The sequence below is a fragment of the Niabella yanshanensis genome (genome assembly GCF_034424215.1).
Classification (GTDB): domain Bacteria; phylum Bacteroidota; class Bacteroidia; order Chitinophagales; family Chitinophagaceae; genus Niabella; species Niabella yanshanensis.
On sequence record NZ_CP139960.1, the window covers coordinates 1,049,637 to 1,065,506 of the forward strand.

Annotated in this window: 12 protein-coding genes; 3 read left to right on the forward strand and 9 right to left on the reverse strand. The window is 42.3% G+C overall.

The annotated features are described in order from the left end of the window. Positions 1-67: 67 nt before the first annotated feature. Positions 68-1,333, forward strand: a complete 1,266-nt coding sequence (locus U0035_RS03855; protein WP_114792820.1) for a sterol desaturase family protein — start codon at positions 68-70, stop codon at positions 1,331-1,333. A 23-nt stretch (positions 1,334-1,356) separates the two neighbouring features. Beyond that, the gene (locus tag U0035_RS03860) at positions 1,357-2,280 is read left to right on the forward strand and encodes a TonB-dependent receptor (protein WP_114792821.1); all 924 of its coding nucleotides are present in this window, start codon (positions 1,357-1,359) and stop codon (positions 2,278-2,280) included. A 2-nt stretch (positions 2,281-2,282) separates the two neighbouring features. On the opposite strand, the gene U0035_RS03865 is transcribed toward U0035_RS03860, so the two are convergent. The 8 genes from U0035_RS03865 to U0035_RS03900 form a co-directional block, all read right to left on the reverse strand. Next, positions 2,283-2,963, reverse strand: coding sequence for a YdcF family protein (locus U0035_RS03865; protein ID WP_114792822.1), 681 nt, complete (start codon positions 2,961-2,963; stop codon positions 2,283-2,285). 58 nt (positions 2,964-3,021) lie between these two features. Then, entirely contained in the window at positions 3,022-4,605 is a 1,584-nt protein-coding gene (locus U0035_RS03870) for a DHA2 family efflux MFS transporter permease subunit (RefSeq protein WP_114792823.1), read from the reverse strand. A 251-nt stretch (positions 4,606-4,856) separates the two neighbouring features. Next, positions 4,857-5,984: an HlyD family secretion protein gene (locus U0035_RS03875; protein ID WP_114792824.1), complete on the reverse strand. Its 1,128-nt coding sequence runs from the start codon at positions 5,982-5,984 to the stop codon at positions 4,857-4,859. A 17-nt stretch (positions 5,985-6,001) separates the two neighbouring features. Beyond that, positions 6,002-7,339 carry a TolC family protein gene (locus tag U0035_RS03880; RefSeq protein ID WP_114792825.1) on the reverse strand — a complete coding sequence of 446 codons (1,338 nt, stop codon included), beginning with the start codon at positions 7,337-7,339 and terminating at the stop codon, positions 6,002-6,004. Beyond that, complete coding sequence (locus U0035_RS03885; protein WP_114792826.1) at positions 7,323-7,946, reverse strand: TetR/AcrR family transcriptional regulator; 624 nt, start codon at positions 7,944-7,946, stop codon at positions 7,323-7,325. Before U0035_RS03885 ends, U0035_RS03880 begins: the two co-directional genes overlap by 17 nt. A gap of 104 nt (positions 7,947-8,050) precedes the next feature. Then, positions 8,051-9,349 carry an amidohydrolase family protein gene (locus U0035_RS03890; protein WP_114792827.1) on the reverse strand — a complete coding sequence of 433 codons (1,299 nt, stop codon included), beginning with the start codon at positions 9,347-9,349 and terminating at the stop codon, positions 8,051-8,053. Positions 9,350-9,352: 3 nt separating this feature from the next. Continuing rightward, positions 9,353-12,412, reverse strand: coding sequence for an amidohydrolase family protein (locus U0035_RS03895; RefSeq protein WP_114792828.1), 3,060 nt, complete (start codon positions 12,410-12,412; stop codon positions 9,353-9,355). A 152-nt stretch (positions 12,413-12,564) separates the two neighbouring features. Continuing rightward, on the reverse strand, positions 12,565-13,878 hold the full coding sequence (locus tag U0035_RS03900; protein WP_114792829.1) for an ammonium transporter: 1,314 nt from the start codon (positions 13,876-13,878) through the stop codon (positions 12,565-12,567). A 147-nt stretch (positions 13,879-14,025) separates the two neighbouring features. On the opposite strand from U0035_RS03900, the gene U0035_RS03905 reads away from it, so the two are divergent. Beyond that, positions 14,026-14,604, forward strand: coding sequence for a GNAT family N-acetyltransferase (locus tag U0035_RS03905; RefSeq protein ID WP_114792830.1), 579 nt, complete (start codon positions 14,026-14,028; stop codon positions 14,602-14,604). Here U0035_RS03905 and U0035_RS03910 read toward each other — a convergent pair. Next, the gene (locus U0035_RS03910; RefSeq protein ID WP_114792831.1) at positions 14,597-15,799 is read right to left on the reverse strand and encodes a pyridoxal phosphate-dependent aminotransferase; all 1,203 of its coding nucleotides are present in this window, start codon (positions 15,797-15,799) and stop codon (positions 14,597-14,599) included. The two genes, U0035_RS03905 and U0035_RS03910, sit on opposite strands and share 8 nt — an antisense overlap. Positions 15,800-15,870 lie beyond the last annotated feature (71 nt).

The following is a 15,870-nucleotide window of genomic DNA, read 5'->3' on the forward strand; positions in this document are numbered from 1 at the left end:
TAGCGGATATTCTCTTTTATGAGAAAAAACTATTCCGGAAAAAATTGATAATTTTACTACGCTTGTTATGGAAACTTATGGTAAAATATTACTGATTGCAATGCCTGCTTTTCTGGCACTTGTATTATTCGAAAAGTGGTATGCCTGGCGAAAGGGAAACGATAACGTAAAAACGGCAGATATGATCAGCAGTCTGCTAAGCGGTATAACAAATGTCACGAAAGATGTATTGGGCTTAAGCATTGCCATTTATGGTTATGGCTGGATGGTTGAAAACCTGGCAATCTATCAGGTGAAGGCCACCTGGCTTACTTACCTTATCGCATTCATCGCGCTCGATTTTTCGGGATATATCGTACACCGCATACAGCACACTTACAATTTTTTCTGGAATGGCCACCTGGTTCATCATAGTAGTGAAGAATTCAACCTGGCCTGTGCCTTGAGACAAAGTATTTCCGGCGTCGTTAAAATATTTGCTATTTTCCTGCTTCCGGCCGCATTGCTGGGTGTTCCTGAAAAAGTGATCGCAGTAGTTGCCCCCCTGCACCTGTTTGCACAATTCTGGTATCATACTATTCATATCAATAAAATGGGGTTGCTGGAAAAAATTATCGTAACGCCTTCTCACCACCGTGTTCATCATGCCATTAACCCCGAATACCTTGATAAGAATTATTCGCAGATCTTTATCTTCTGGGACAAATGGTTCGGAACCTTCCAGGAAGAACTACCCGATCAACCACCGGTATATGGCATCACCCGGCCGGTACAAACCTGGAACCCGGTCAAAATCAATTTTCAGCATTTGTGGCTGTTGCTAAAAGATGCCTGGTACACGAAAAGCTGGAAGGATAAATGGAGAATATGGCTGATGCCAACAGGCTGGCGACCTGCAGATGTAGCAGATAAATACCCCGTTTATAAAATAGAAGACGTGTATCAATTTAATAAATATGAAACGCATATTTTCCCTTTAATGAAGCTATGGCTATGGATTCAATTAATGGTGCTTTTGCTTTTCCTTTCTTATTTGTTTGGCAACATCGCTGCCATAGGTATACCGGGCATTTTCATTTACGGACTATTCATATTCCTCTATGTGTATGCTTTTGCCGAATTGATGGATAATCATTTGAATGCCTGGGTTTGGGAATTATTCAAACTGCTTTGTGGCTCTTTAATCATTTTTTATACCGGAGATTGGTTTGGGTTAAATGCTGTAGCTGCTTATCTGACTTATATTATAGTTGCCTACCTGCTACTGTCTGCAGTTGTTCACTATTATTTTTGTTTACAATCTAAAAAAGCAGGGATTCCAATAAATTACTAATATTGTTATTATAAATTATTAAAGTGAAACCAAGAAAAACAATCACCGCTATCCTAACCCTAGTACTATTTGCAGGCTTAATTAATGATGCGCTGGCTCAATCTTTTCCTAATCCTGTTCAGGGGAACTTAAGTATTACGGCCGGAGCTGCGTATCAGAAAACGGATTTCAGATGGTCAATTGCCGGCACGCCGGAAGGTACAGATCCCAATATTTACTCTGAACTTATTTACAACCCAATACATTCGGCCGGCTTTCATGTTGCTGCGGCTTATAATCCTTACCGCAGGTTTTCATTAACCGCCAGCTTCAGTCGCCTGCAAACTTTCAAAGGCAGTGCCACAGATATAGATTATAATGGTGACGATCGAACAGACTATATACCTCCTGACATAGGTGACACTCTTTTCAACAGCCATAAAGGGAATATGCAACAGTATGATATCGCCTTAAGTTATTCAATATTCGAAAATAACATTTTTGAAGTCAGGGCCGGAGCCGGATTCAACTATTCAAAAGAATTGTTTTATTTACGCGACGATGCGCTGCCCAACCTAAATACAACTTACGAGGCTAAATGGCAATCCGCCAGGATCTTTTTAAACGGAACAGTATGGCTGACAAAGCAATTGTATATAACCCCCGATGTATCTTTTCAGCCGGGAACCTATGATGGAGTTGCTAATTGGAATATAAAGGAAGAGTTTAAACAACCTGTAAGCTTCATTCAACAAGCCAATAGCAGTGGCTGGAACTATAGAGCTCAACTGGGCTACCTGTTTAATAATCATATTGCGATTAATGCAACCTGGTCATATTCCGACTGGAGAACAGGTAAGGGAGTTGATCGCCTGTTCCTTAAAAATGGAACAGTACCTGAAACACAAATGAACGGTGCTTTTAAGAAAAGCAGCGGCTGGGGATTGAGCGCCACTTACACCTTTTAAACTTACAAAGGATCAGCTTTCCGGCCCGTCCTGTTTTCCCAGGGAATGAATGCGCCCAAAGTGCCCCGGAATCTTTTCAGTTTATTTTCCCGATCAACTATAGACCTGAATTTAGCTTCATAGGCAGATGACGGGTTAATTTCAAGTTCTACCCCATTAAGTTTTCTAAGCGTATCAACAATAAATGGCACATGCCAGATGGAAGTAGCAAAGCGGCGCCGTGTAAACCCTTTCATCATCAAAGATTGAAAAGGGTCGGTGACCAGGGCAATGGTTTTAAAACCTTGCTTCCGGGCCATTTCATAAGAATAATAAATATTCTCAGTACTGTGCTCTGCCTGTGTTTCAAAAAAGATATTGGCTGCGGGTATCCCCAGCTCCTCTGCATATAAGCCCATAATGCGGGCTTCATAATAAGGAGAGTAAACAGCGCTCCCCGAAAAAATAACGTTTCGTATAATTCCCTTCTTATAGAGGAAATCGGCCCAGAGAACCCGGCCTTTCATCACAGAGTCCCATTGGTTGTTGTAAAACGGCACACCCGGAACAATAGCCACATCAAAGGTCTTATTACTATCGGTTACTTCCCGGTAAAGTTTGGCCGGACGCTCGCGATATATATAGGTTTTGCAACCTAAAAGAAAAGCAGTAACAAGAATGACCAAAAATGCAGACCGATACATAGCAATGTAAAATAGTACATTTACAGGTATCAGTCGAATTAGAAAAATTCTAATACCATTAGTGCATAGCGGCACTCATGTCTATTGCTTCTTTATCCTTCCGGTTTCTAACCATCAATATAAAAGGTATACAGATCAGGAAAAGCACTCCCAGGTATAAAAATACATCCATATAAGAAAGTACTGCAGCCTGTTTGGTAACAGTGAAGTCCAGCGCTTTATATGCAGAATTCAAAGCCATATCCGGAGACATTCCCTTAGCTATAAAACCCTGTTTTAATGCCATTACCCTTTGCTGTACATCCAGGTTATTAACATCGAGTTTTGAGATCAGATCGTTCCGGTAGGACATATTCTTATTGCTCATAAACGTAGTGATAGCTGCTACTCCAAAAGACCCTCCCAACTGCCGCATCATGCCGGTAAAGGCCGCACCCTGCCCAATCTGCTGCCCCTTTAGGGTTGACAGAGCCATCGTTGTAATAGGTATAAAAAGTAAACTCAATCCTATACCGCGAACGATCAGCATCCAGAAGAAGTTATCCTTTGCGGTATCAGGTGTAATAATCTTATATCCCCAGAAACTATATACAAAGAAAAGGAACAGACCTACGGCTACCATATACTGCTGCGATACCCCTTTTGATATCAAACGCCCTACTACAGGCATCATGAAAGCAGTAGCCAGCGTTGCCGGTATCATCAGTAAGCCCGATTGCAATGCTGTCCAGCCTAATAAACTCTGGGTATACAACGGTATGACAAATGTAGACCCATACAAGCCAAAACCGAGGATAAATGACATTCCTGTTCCAATACGGAGATTACCGTTTTTCAATACTCTTAGTTCCACAATAGGATTCTTGTAAGTAAGTTCCCGCCATATAAAAAAGAAAAGACCAAATACTGCCAATGCTGTAAAAATTGAGATAACAGGGCTGGTAAACCAATCTTCCTCATGTCCACGCTCCAGTATAAACTGTAAAGATCCTACCGTTACAGTTAACAAAAATATACCCAGCCAATCTATTGCCTTTGTTGAAGTTTTAGCCGCATATTTCGGACTTTTTATGAACTGTAACGTTAGCAGAACTGCTATTATCCCCAAAGGAATATTGATATAGAAAATATATGGCCAGCTAAAATTATCTACGATATAGCCTCCCAGGGGCGGCCCTAATGTTGGTCCCACAATTACACCTAACCCGTAAATGGCTTGCGCCATACCTCTTTTTTCGGCGGGGTACGATTCGGTGATAATGGTTTGGGATGTAACCAGCAAGGCCCCACCTCCTACGCCCTGCAGAAATCTAAACGCCACCAACTCCCATATATTGGTAGCATTACCACAAAGAAATGAACAGACGGTAAACAATGCTATGGAAAAAGCGAAATAGTTTCGCCGTCCAAACTGTTGCGACAACCAACTGGTCATCGGAACAATGATCACATTACCTATCGCATAAGCTGTTATTACCCAACCTACCTCCGACAAGGTGGCGCCCATATTCCCCTTCATATCATTGAGCGCCACGTTCACAATTGTTGTATCCACAATTTCCAGTAACGCACACACGATGGCTGTCAGGGTTACTATAAACCGGCGGAAACCGTATTCCACCAGTGAATTTTGATCTTCCATTTTTATTATTATTTCAGCAGCTACCAATCAGGCCTTAACATGCGCCCACCTGTTCTCTAAACGGCGTTTACCTGACTCCCATGCTCTCTTCGCCCCTGATCCATCTGAGCTATCATCCGCACCCACTTTACCAGATTACGGCCTCAATGATACTGCGCCGGACCACTTTATTAACACGCTGCCATTAACCATTATCACTCCCTATTCTCTATTCTCTATTCCCTATTCTCTATTCACTATCAGTCACCTCACTAATTCAGATGCACATCCACTACTACATTCAAACCCGGACGTAATTTTTGAATTAAAGAATCCTTCTTATCAGTGAATTCAATTTTCACAGGCAAACGTTGTACTACTTTTACGAAATTTCCGCTGGCGTTATCCGGAGGTAATAATGCAAAGCGCGCACCTGTAGCCGGAGAAAATGAAGTTAGTTTGGCATCAAACTCATGCTTTGGAAATGCATCTACTGTTAAAGACACTTTCTGCCCTTCTACCATTTTAGCTATCTGGGTTTCTTTAAAATTAGCTACTACCCATTTATCATTGTTTAAAACTACATTAAACAGCTGTGCACCCGCCTGAATAAACTGACCTACCTGCACCGGCACCTTGGATACCACGCCACTTTCTGCAGCTACAATTGCAGTGTAACTGAGGTTCAATTTCGCATTTTCAATTTCCACTTCTTTCTGCCTGATGCTGGAACGCGCTATAACAGACTGCTCTGAACTAGCAAATACCTGGCTCTTTACAACGCTGGTTTGAGCAGCAGCCTGGTTTCGCTGGGCTATCAATATTTCCAATTGCTTATCTGCCGATTGCTTGGCAGCCAATGCCTGCTCGTATTGCTGCTGGGTAATGGAATGATCTTTTATCAGGTTTTCGTACCTTTTCAGATCTTCCGTAGTACGCCAGATATTTACTTTAGCGGCTTCAATTTGTGCGTTAGCAGTAGCAACCGCCGCATTAGCTGTACCCATATTTTTGTTGGTAGCCGAAGTACTGGCTTCAGCAGAAGAAAGGTTGCTCCTGGCTGTTCCTAAAGCAGCCTCCGCCTGTTGAAGTGCCATTGTTAAATCTCTTTTGTCCAATACCAGCAATGTGTCTCCCTTATTCACAAATTGGTTATCCCGAACACGAACCTCACTTATATACCCTGAAATCTTTGAGATAACGGGGCTCAGATTAGCTTCCACCTGTGCGTCATCAGTTTCCTCATGGCTTTGACCATGTATATAGCCGGATATACCAAAATAAGCCCCCAGCACAACCATGATTGCGAGAATAATAAAAAATATCGGACTTCTTTTTTTTGCTGCAGGCGCATTAGCCGGTGCCTGTTCATTTGCTTCTGTAACTGTATTATTTGCCATCTTTAATGAATTAATATTTATTGATAAAGTACCCCGGTTGTTTCTAATAGTTTTCTATAGGCCAGTGCTGCATCTGCCTTCGCGTTTAAAACATTGATTTTAGTGGATAATAATGCCACATTGGCGTCTAACAGTTCTGTAATGGTCACCAGGCTATTATCAAATTTATTTTTGGTAATCCTGTAATTTTCTTCGGCCTGTCGCTCAGACTTCTCGTAAACCTCTATTTTCTTTTTAGCTACAAATGCATTTTGGTAATCCCTGTTGATCTCCAGTTTGATATCATCCATTAATAACTCTTTGGAAGCCGTAAGCTGTGTTTCCCTCGCCCTGGACTGTTTTAACACCGCATTGCTCTTCCACAGGTTAGCGAGGTTATATTGAATACCAACGCCTGCATTCACCGCATTGGTAACGGTTAAAAAACTGGGAATGTTGGCTGCTACATAGCCGCCTGTAAGCGCCAGTGTAGGTAAGTTTTCTGCTTTAGCAGATTTAGTAGCCAACTCGGCAGCTCTTTGCTGAAAACCTAAAGCCTGCATGTCCTTCCTGTGTTGCAGCGCTTCCTGCTGGTAATCAGTAAAGGTTTTTATATCCACCTGTTGATTCACAAAAGAAGCATCTACCTGGAGAACAGTCTGTTCCGGCAAACCCAGTAACAGGTTCATATTTACATTAGCAATATTATAATTATTTTCCGCCTCCAGTAATTGCAGCTCAATATCTGAAGTTTGCAGCTGCGCTTTCAACCGGTCGTTACGGGCAATAATGCCGTTATTTTCCTTATTTAAAAAGTCTGCATCTCTTTTTTGAGAGGTGGTGAGGTTTTCTTTAAGCACACCTACAACCTGCGAGGCTTTAAAGAGATTTACATAGGCCTGGCTGATGTTGTAAGCTATTACATTTTTATCGCTACCTGCATTCAGCTTTGCAGCTTCCAATAAATATTTTGCTGATTCTATACCGTATTTAATACGGCCGCCCGCAAATAACGGCAATGAGAAATTGGCCATGCCATACATCGCCTGGTTTACTTTGGGAGCTGCAGACGCGCCTTGAGCTTCACCTTCTCCGCCGGATGATTGCTGGCCTGTTTTGAGACTAATATTAGCATTGGTTAATCGCAGATAACTGCCGCTGAGCTTGAGATCGGGTAATTGACAGTTTTTTGCTTCGTCAATAGCTGCCGTAGCTTCCACAATCTTAGCGTCATCGATCTTTAAATTCTTGCTGTTGGCGATACCCAGTTCGAGGGCCTCCCGGAGTGTTAAACTCCTTGCGTCCTGTGCATTCATATCTGCATAAGACAATAGCGCCATTGAAAAAAACAATAGCGCTTTAGCTGTTCGATTCATATCCTAAAATATTTCTTGTAATTGATTTTAAATGTTCCTTTATTTTATCGAAATAAACATCCCTGATCCACTCTTCGGTAACTTTCACCCCATGGTGCGTAGCATACAACTGTTTATTCAACAGCGATTGCATAATAGTTCCGGTAATAGTGGTCATAAATAAAACGGGATCAACTTTATGCTTAAATGATCCCGATTCATATCCTTCAGCCAGCACGGTCTCAAAAAACTGCGCATAAGATTCCTTGGACTTACCCAGAAACCTGATCACACTCTTATTTTTATTGGTTGCCTGCTCAGCCAGAATTACTCTATAAAATGATTTATGAGTCTTTACCCGCTCAATATAGCCTGTAAGCGCTTTTTCAATCTTCTCAACTGTAGTAAGATCTGTATTTTCCGCAATCTCTTTAACCGATACAAGCCCCGCACTCATGCGCATTTTAAACAGCTCTTCCATCAACTTTTCCTTCGAACCGAAGTAATAAGAGATCATCGCTATATTAATCCCAGCAGCCTTAGAAATATCCCTGACCGACGTAGCATCAAATCCTTTTTCTGAAAACAGTTCCTCCGCCTTCTCCAGTATATGTTCTTTCTTTGTCATTTCGAACACAAAGTTAAACAAACGTTTAAACTAATCAAACATTTGTTTAACTTTATTTTCATTAAGAAAGGAAATGTTGATAATAATCAACATTTCCTTTCCTGCTAATTAATGCCATACCGGTGCTTATATCTTTCATACAACTGCTGCTGCTTATTGTCGAGGTTAATCTTACGCCCCTGTATAAAAGCGTCGGTTACAATACTGGTACGCATGTCCAGCACATCGCCTTCGCAAATAATAATATTGGCGTCTTTTCCTTTTTCGATGGAGCCGGTTTGCTGATCAATACCCAGTATTCTGGCCGGATTGATCGTGATAGCTGCAAGCGCCTGTTCTTTGGTAAGACCGAAACCGGCGGCGGTTCCTGCGTTGAAATCGAGGTTGCGATAGCGCGCATTATCTGAATTATCATTGATGGCGAACAACACCCCTGCTTTTTGCAAAATAGACGGTGTTTTGTACGGCTGGTCAATATCATCATCCTGCATGGTAGGCAGGCTGTGCATGGAGTTTAAAATAACAGCAATATTATTTTGCTTTAAAAGGTCTGCGAACAGGTAACTGTCAGAGCCGCCCACCAACACCACATCAATATTAAACTTCTTTGCAAAATCGACTGCTACCAATATCTGGCGGGCAATATCGGCATGTACAAAAAGTTTCTGCTTTTTCTCAAATAATGGTCTTAAAGACTCGAACTTCAAATTATGATCTTCTTTTTTAGATTGCTGCAAATATGCCTGCGCCTGCTGGAAAAAGGATTCGACTTCTTCAATGGTTTGTATGCCCGCTTTTATGGGGTCTGAAGCTTCCGTATTTCTCAAAGATCTGCGCGGCGAACGCATTAACGCCGGCATATTGATATGCAAACCGTTATCAGCCTTATAAATCGCATCCTGCCAGGTCCAGGCATCAAGTTGTACTACCGAGGATGAGCCTGTTACCAACCGGCCCTGGGGCACCACACATGCCAGCAAAATGCCGTTTGCCCTTAGGGTATTAATGATCTTCGAATCTGTATTATAAGCAACAACAGATCGCACGGAAGGGTTGTACTCTCCCAGTTCAAAATAATCATTACTCCCCCGGACGCCGCTTCCTATTTCACTAATCCCCAAATCTGTGTTTGGTAATATCAGGCCGGGATAAATGTTTTTCCCTTTTGCATCAATGACAATTGCGCCCGCCTCCTCCGGCGCCATTGCACCCACTTCAGCAATCTTTCCATTCTTTATTACAAGAACACCATTGTTGATCACATTACCGGTAGCTGTATAAATATTGCCGTTTTTTATGACCAGGGTTTCTTTTTGCGGACCTGCCGGATAAACGTTGTCCTGTGCCTGTAAACCACTACCAACGGCAATAAACAAAGCAAGTTTTATAAATTTCTTTAGCATAGCTTACAGTTTTTCTTCGTAAGAATCAATTTCCAGGATGCCCGTATGTTGTTCATTATCCTCGCAATGCAAAATAACCTGGGCCGTAGGTTTTGCCGGAACTGCAGGCGCCCCTCCTTTTGCATCAGCTAACATTTTCTGCACCAGCCTGTTTCTTTCTGCGCCTATATATTTCCTTTGTTCCAGGTCTTTTTCACGATCAAAATATACCGCGCCATCTACAATTGTATACAAAGCCTTCGCATATACACTTAGTGGATTTTGATCCCACAATACCACATCTGCATCTTTGCCCACTTTAATACTTCCAACACGGCTATCGATATGAAGCGCTTTTGCCGGATTTAATGTTACCATTTTAAAAGCATCTTCTTCACTCACCCCTCCATATTTTACCACTTTGGCTGCCTCCTGGTTTAAACGGCGGGCCATTTCTGCATCATCACTATTGATACAAACATTTAAACCCATTTTATGCATGATGGCAGCATTAAACGGTATGGCATCCTGCACTTCTGTTTTATAGGCCCACCAGTCGGAGAAAGTAGAAACATGCGCCCCATGTTTTTTAATGGCATCTGCCACTTTGTATCCTTCCAGGATATGCGTCAGTGTATTTACCCTGAAACCATATTCATCTGCAGTAGATAACAAGGCCAGAATTTCACTTTGCACATAACTGTGACAGGTAATGAATCGCTTATTATTTAATATCTCTACCAGGGCGTCCAGCTCAAGGTCCCTGCGAACAGTTTTATCACCGGCTTTTATTTTAGCCTCATAATCTTTTGCCCGTTGAAAAGCATCGGCCAATACAGACTGCACCCCCATGCGGGTATCCGGAAAACGGATATTGCCCTGCGACTGCGCCGTTCTCTTTACGTTTTCACCCAACGCAAACTTAATAAAAGGATCAGCTCCTTTAAACTTTAATCCCTCATCATCTGCACCCCACCTTAGTTTGATCAATTGCGTTTGACCACCAATGGTATTAGCAGACCCGTGTAGTATGTGAGAGGTAGTAACACCACCACTTAACTGCCGGTATATATTGACATCATCGGGATTTAAATTATCTCCTACCCTAACTTCGGAAGTTACCGACTGTGCTCCCTCATTTATAGAAAAAGCAGCTATATGCGAATGTTCATCAATAATACCAGGCGTTAAAAATTTACCGGTTCCATCAATAGTTTTGGTACCTACTGCTGCAATATTTTTTCCAACGGCGGCTATCTTTCCATCTCTCAATAATACATCAGCATTTTCCAGCCTGCCTTCTTTTTCATTTGTCCATACAGTGGCATTTTTGATCAGTATATTTTCAGCAACCGGAACCTGCCCGCTCCCATAAGGTGAAAAAGGAAAATTTACTTTAGCCAGCCCTTTGTCCGTTTTTGCTTTTGTGGTATCTTTCTTTGCGGCACTCTCCTTTGCTAATGTAGCGGTCCAGGTAACCGGTTGCCCATTATTGTCGCGGCCAACCCCCTGCCAGGTTTTACCATAATCCACCCCGCTTAGCCTGTACAGGAACCCCGCCTGGGCTGCAGAAAATGTGGAGTCCTTTTTCTCAGCTGTCGATGGTTTGCCGGAAGGCTTTAGAGAGAAATTGATAGAAACCAAAGTACCATCCGATTTAAATCTTGTAGTAAGCGTATCCTTTCCAACCAGGTTGGCCTGGCTATTGTTTTTAACATCCAGGACATAATCAGTGACACCGGCAGCCCCTGTTACAGATAATTTATATTGCCCCGCCTGTTCTTTGCTGGCTTTAGCCTTTACATTATAACGTTCGCCGTTCACCCAGTTCTCTACTATGCTGGTCTTTTCAGAAAAAAGTTCTCCGGTTGTAATTAAAAAATTAGCTACTTTTCCTACTTCAATACTGCCCACTTTATCATCTATTTTCATCAGTGAAGCCGGTACAGTTGTCAAAGCCGCCAATGCAGCCCTGGGTGTTAAACCGTAAGCGATTGCTTTCCTGAGCGAAGGCCAGAAGCTTTTGATATCTTTCAGATCGGATGGGGTAATTACAAAAGGAATACCTGCTTTTTCAAAAGCAGCGGCATTGCCGGGCGCCAGTTCCCAGTGAGCCATATCACTTACCGAAACAAACCGCGCATCCATTGGATCTTCAATATTCTGTGTTTCCGGATAATTCAGCGACAGTATGTAAGCGGCTTTGGTAGCCGCAATTTCTTTTATTCGCTGGTATTCATTGTCGCCTGCCTTGATAATAAACTGCACGCCAAATTCATCTCCAATCCTGTCGGCACGTAAATCTCCCCACTTATCACCAGCTTCAAATACCTGTGGTAATACCTTGTTGGCATTCCAGGCTTCCAATGATTTATTTATACCTTCCTTTGCCGGCTTATTCTTTGCATACCAGTCTGCATCTATAAAGGTTTGCCTGAGCAGTGCCACACTCCCCATCATGGAAGTAGGATAGGATTGTGTTGAAGTTCCTTTATTAAACGAGTAAAACGCTGCAGTTCTGTCCTTTAAAATATTCATATTTTCCTTCCGGTCAGATAATACTGCTGCTACGCCGGTCCCCCTGGCTATGCCATCTTTTTGATGAGATACTACCGCACCAAATCCCTGTTCTCTTAAAGCTTCTGCCTTTTTTGCATCTGTAGTAAAAAGATCATATCCATTTACCTCGCTTCTGATCGCCTGGTTCCAGCTAAACGGTCCTTTGGTATTGGTAGATAACTGCTGGGGCCCGAAAAAAGAGCTTTCGCCACCTGCCCGTTGTGGCATAGCAATACCATAGTCGCTGTAAATATCCACGAATGAGGGATAGATATACTGCCCTTTGCAATCTATAACAACGGCTCCTTCGGGAATCGAAACGGCACCTAAAGAGACTATTTTACCATCCCTTATAATTAAAGTTGCATTGGATAAGGAACTGCTGCTGTTCTTAATAATAGTGGCATTAGTGAAGGCATAAGAGCGGCCGCGTTCATCAGCAATACCATTTACAGGATAGGTAACCTGGGCACTCAGCTCGGACCAACCCCATAAGAGCCAAACCCCTAAAAGCCATTTCTTCATTAGCATTAATTTTTATGAAAAATAATAAAATAAACCCAAAAGACCAGTTACCGGAAAAAGAAACAGCAGGCGACTGTTTCAGGTGGTCACGAACAAAAAAGTGCAAACGGTTTTACCCGTTTGCACTCTTAATATGTAACCTCAAAAAATACTTACAAAGTTTCTCCCAGTTGGCTTATATCCAAACCTTCAGCTTCCTCTTCTTCACTAACACGTAAAGGAGTAACCAGATCTGTTACTTTTAATATAATCATCGACATGATAAATACACCTACCAAAACAGCTAACGCTACCAGGACGTGAGTGGTAAATAATTTTGTTTCTCCAAAGAACAGGCCTTTATCAACTACAGCCGCGTTGATACCGGGACTTGCGAATACACCGGTGAGTATCATACCAACCAAACCTCCTACTCCATGACAAGGGAAAACATCCAATGTATCATCAATGCTGGTTCTTGTTCTCCATTCTACCATTAAATTACTCACCAAAGAAGCAACAACACCAATCACCAAAGCATGCGGCAGACTTACGAAGCCAGCTGCGGGAGTAATGGCAACCAAGCCAACCACTGCACCAATACTGGTACCCATTGCTGAAGGTTTCTTTCCTCTTAATGCATCGAAAATGATCCAGGCAAAAGCAGCGGCACCCGAAGCTACAGCTGTTGTGGCCAATGCTATAGCGGCCAGATTATTGGCTCCCATTGCAGATCCACCGTTAAAGCCGAACCAACCAAACCAAAGTAAACCTGTACCTAATAATACATAAGTAATACGGGCAGGCTTCATTTCCTGATCACTTCTCTTACGTAAATAGATCGCACTAGCCAAAGCAGCTACACCAGCACTCATGTGAACTACGGTCCCGCCCGCAAAATCCAATACACCCAGGTTAAATAAAATACCCTTAGGATGCCAGGTCATATGTGCCAAAGGGGCATAGATGAAAATGAAAAACAAGCAAATAAATAAAATATAAGAAGTAAAACGCACTCTTTCAGAAAAAGCGCCTGTTACAAGAGCCGGAGTAATGATCGCAAATTTCAATTGAAAAAATGCAAAAACAGCTAACGGAACTGTTGGGGCGAGCTCCCACGGCTTACCATCCAATACACCGTTCATAAACATAAAGGTGGAAGGGTTACCAATAAATCCACCAACGTCTTCGCCAAAAGCCAGGCTAAAGCCAAAAACCACCCATATCACCGACACTATTGCCATACAAATAAAACTTTGTAACATTGTCGAAATCACATTTTTCTTTCTTACCATGCCACCATAGAAAAAGGCCAGACCGGGTGTCATTATCAATACTAATGCCGCCGAAGTAAGAAGCCAAGCTGTGTCCCCGGTATCTATTGCAGGATCAGTTGGACTTTCCACAGGATTATGCCCCAGGAAAAGACTCAGAACAGTAACTAACACGAGCAGAAGAAAAGGAACAATAGCTAGTTTTTTGGTCATGTGCATAATGAAAAAATTTAATGTGATAAAAAATAATAATAAATAAACAAATAGTTAATATTGGTCGATATGGACCCAAAAATATATATTTAATATCAAAATAAATTGCATTATTGACAATTATTTTCAAATATAATTATTAGTAATATGAATATTGGAATAGCTCATCCTGCTCAGGCAGGTGGCATCAGGGATATTTATGCTCCTTTTGTACGTGATGGATTTGTAACTTTTGAAACACAAGTACCTGATAAAGACAATTTTGCAGAACGCATTGCACAGTACACCCAAAAATACCCCTGGCTGGTAATGGAAGAGAATGGAATGGTATTAGGTTATGCCTATGCATCGGCCTACCGGGAGCGAATCGCATACCAATGGGTGGTTGAATGTTCGGTTTACATACATGCCAGCCACCGAAAAAGAGGTATAGCGGCAAAACTATATGAAGCGCTGTTTGAAATACTGCGTTTGCAGGGACTATATAAAGTATACGCCGTAATTACAGTCCCCAACCCACAAAGTGTTGGTTTTCATGAAAAAATGGGATTCAAATGGTTTGCTACCTATGAAAATGTTGGCTATAAAGCCGGAAAATGGTGCCATGTAGGTTGGTGGCAACTGACGCTAACAGAACCTGATGACTCGATTCCGTCAGCGCCAACTCCATTCCCGCAGCTTGATCAATTAACTGTAGATAAAATATTAGAAAAATATTCTAATTAATAGTTCTACCCGGATATACTTTTAATGCAGCTTCAAGACAATCCATTGCATTATGAATTGCCTCGAGGTTGATGACATAGGCCAATCTCACTTCGTTGATACCAAGGCCGGGGGTTACATAAAACCCTGTTGCCGGGGCCAGCATCACCGACTGGCCATTATAAGAAAATTCTTCTAACAACCACTGGCAAAATTTATTGCAATCGTCAATAGGCAGTTGGGCAATTGCGTAAAATGCCCCGCCCGGGTTAGGACAATACACTCCATCCATTTGATTAAGCCGAGTTACCAGCAAATCCCTGCGCCGCAAATATTCAGCCCTGGGTTCATCAAAAAAATTGTCCGGCAGGTCAACTGCAGCTTCTCCTAAAACCTGCTCCAGGCCAGGTGGACTTAGCCTGGTTTGCGCCAGTTTGATGGCCAGGTCGTACACTTTTTTATTTTTTGTTACCATTGCACCAATGCGGGCGCCGCAGGCACTGTATCTTTTGCTGATGGTGTCGATTAAAATGGCATTATCTTCCAAACCCGGCAGGTGCATTACACTGGTATGCGGCTCCTCGCTATAGCAAAATTCACGGTAAGCCTCATCACTAAACAGGTAAAGGTTATTTTTTTTGCAGATTTCACCGATTGCCAGCATTTCATCCCTGCTATACAAATAACCGGTGGGATTATTAGGGTTACATATTAAAATGGCCTTTGTGCGGGAAGTAATAGCTTTTTCAAATTCGCTCAGTGGCGGCAATTCAAACCCGGTTTCGATAGCCGACCTAATCGGCACTACCTTAACGCTTGTCTGGCAGGCAAAACCCAGGTAATTCGCATAGAGCGGTTCGGGGATGATTACTTCATCGCCGGCATCCAGACATGCAAAAAATGCAAACATTATCGCCTCGCTGCCACCTGCTGTAACCAGTATTTCGTCCTTATTAACCTGTATGCCTGCTTTCGCATAATATTCAGTCAGCTTTTTCCTGTAGCTTTCGTTACCCGCACTATGGCTATACTCCAAAATCGGCATCTTTACTTTCCTTACCGCATCCATAATGGCCGGAGGTGTCTCCACATCGGGCTGCCCTATGTTAAGATGATACACTTTTATTCCCCGCTTTTTTGCTGCATCAGCGTAAGGAACCAGCTTCCTGATGGGCGAAGCCGGCATTTCAACACCACGTTTCGATACTGTAAGCATACTACTATTTGTTAGTTTATATTTAAAAGTAAACCCCTTCAATGTTGAAGGGGTTTAAAAAAATCGGATGA

Excerpts from the sequence above, each read along its gene's own strand:
- U0035_RS03855 (WP_114792820.1), top strand. The coding sequence starts at position 68 with ATGGAAACTTATGGTAAAATATTACTGATTGCAATGCCTGCTTTTCTG.
- U0035_RS03865 (WP_114792822.1), bottom strand. The coding sequence starts at position 2,963 with ATGTATCGGTCTGCATTTTTGGTCATTCTTGTTACTGCTTTTCTTTTA.
- U0035_RS03870 (WP_114792823.1), bottom strand. The coding sequence starts at position 4,605 with ATGGAAGATCAAAATTCACTGGTGGAATACGGTTTCCGCCGGTTTATA.
- U0035_RS03875 (WP_114792824.1), bottom strand. The coding sequence starts at position 5,984 with ATGGCAAATAATACAGTTACAGAAGCAAATGAACAGGCACCGGCTAAT.
- U0035_RS03880 (WP_114792825.1), bottom strand. The coding sequence starts at position 7,339 with ATGAATCGAACAGCTAAAGCGCTATTGTTTTTTTCAATGGCGCTATTG.
- U0035_RS03885 (WP_114792826.1), bottom strand. The coding sequence starts at position 7,946 with ATGACAAAGAAAGAACATATACTGGAGAAGGCGGAGGAACTGTTTTCA.
- U0035_RS03890 (WP_114792827.1), bottom strand. The coding sequence starts at position 9,349 with ATGCTAAAGAAATTTATAAAACTTGCTTTGTTTATTGCCGTTGGTAGT.
- U0035_RS03895 (WP_114792828.1), bottom strand. The coding sequence starts at position 12,412 with ATGAAGAAATGGCTTTTAGGGGTTTGGCTCTTATGGGGTTGGTCCGAG.
- U0035_RS03900 (WP_114792829.1), bottom strand. The coding sequence starts at position 13,878 with ATGACCAAAAAACTAGCTATTGTTCCTTTTCTTCTGCTCGTGTTAGTT.
- U0035_RS03905 (WP_114792830.1), top strand. The coding sequence starts at position 14,026 with ATGAATATTGGAATAGCTCATCCTGCTCAGGCAGGTGGCATCAGGGAT.
- U0035_RS03910 (WP_114792831.1), bottom strand. The coding sequence starts at position 15,799 with ATGCTTACAGTATCGAAACGTGGTGTTGAAATGCCGGCTTCGCCCATC.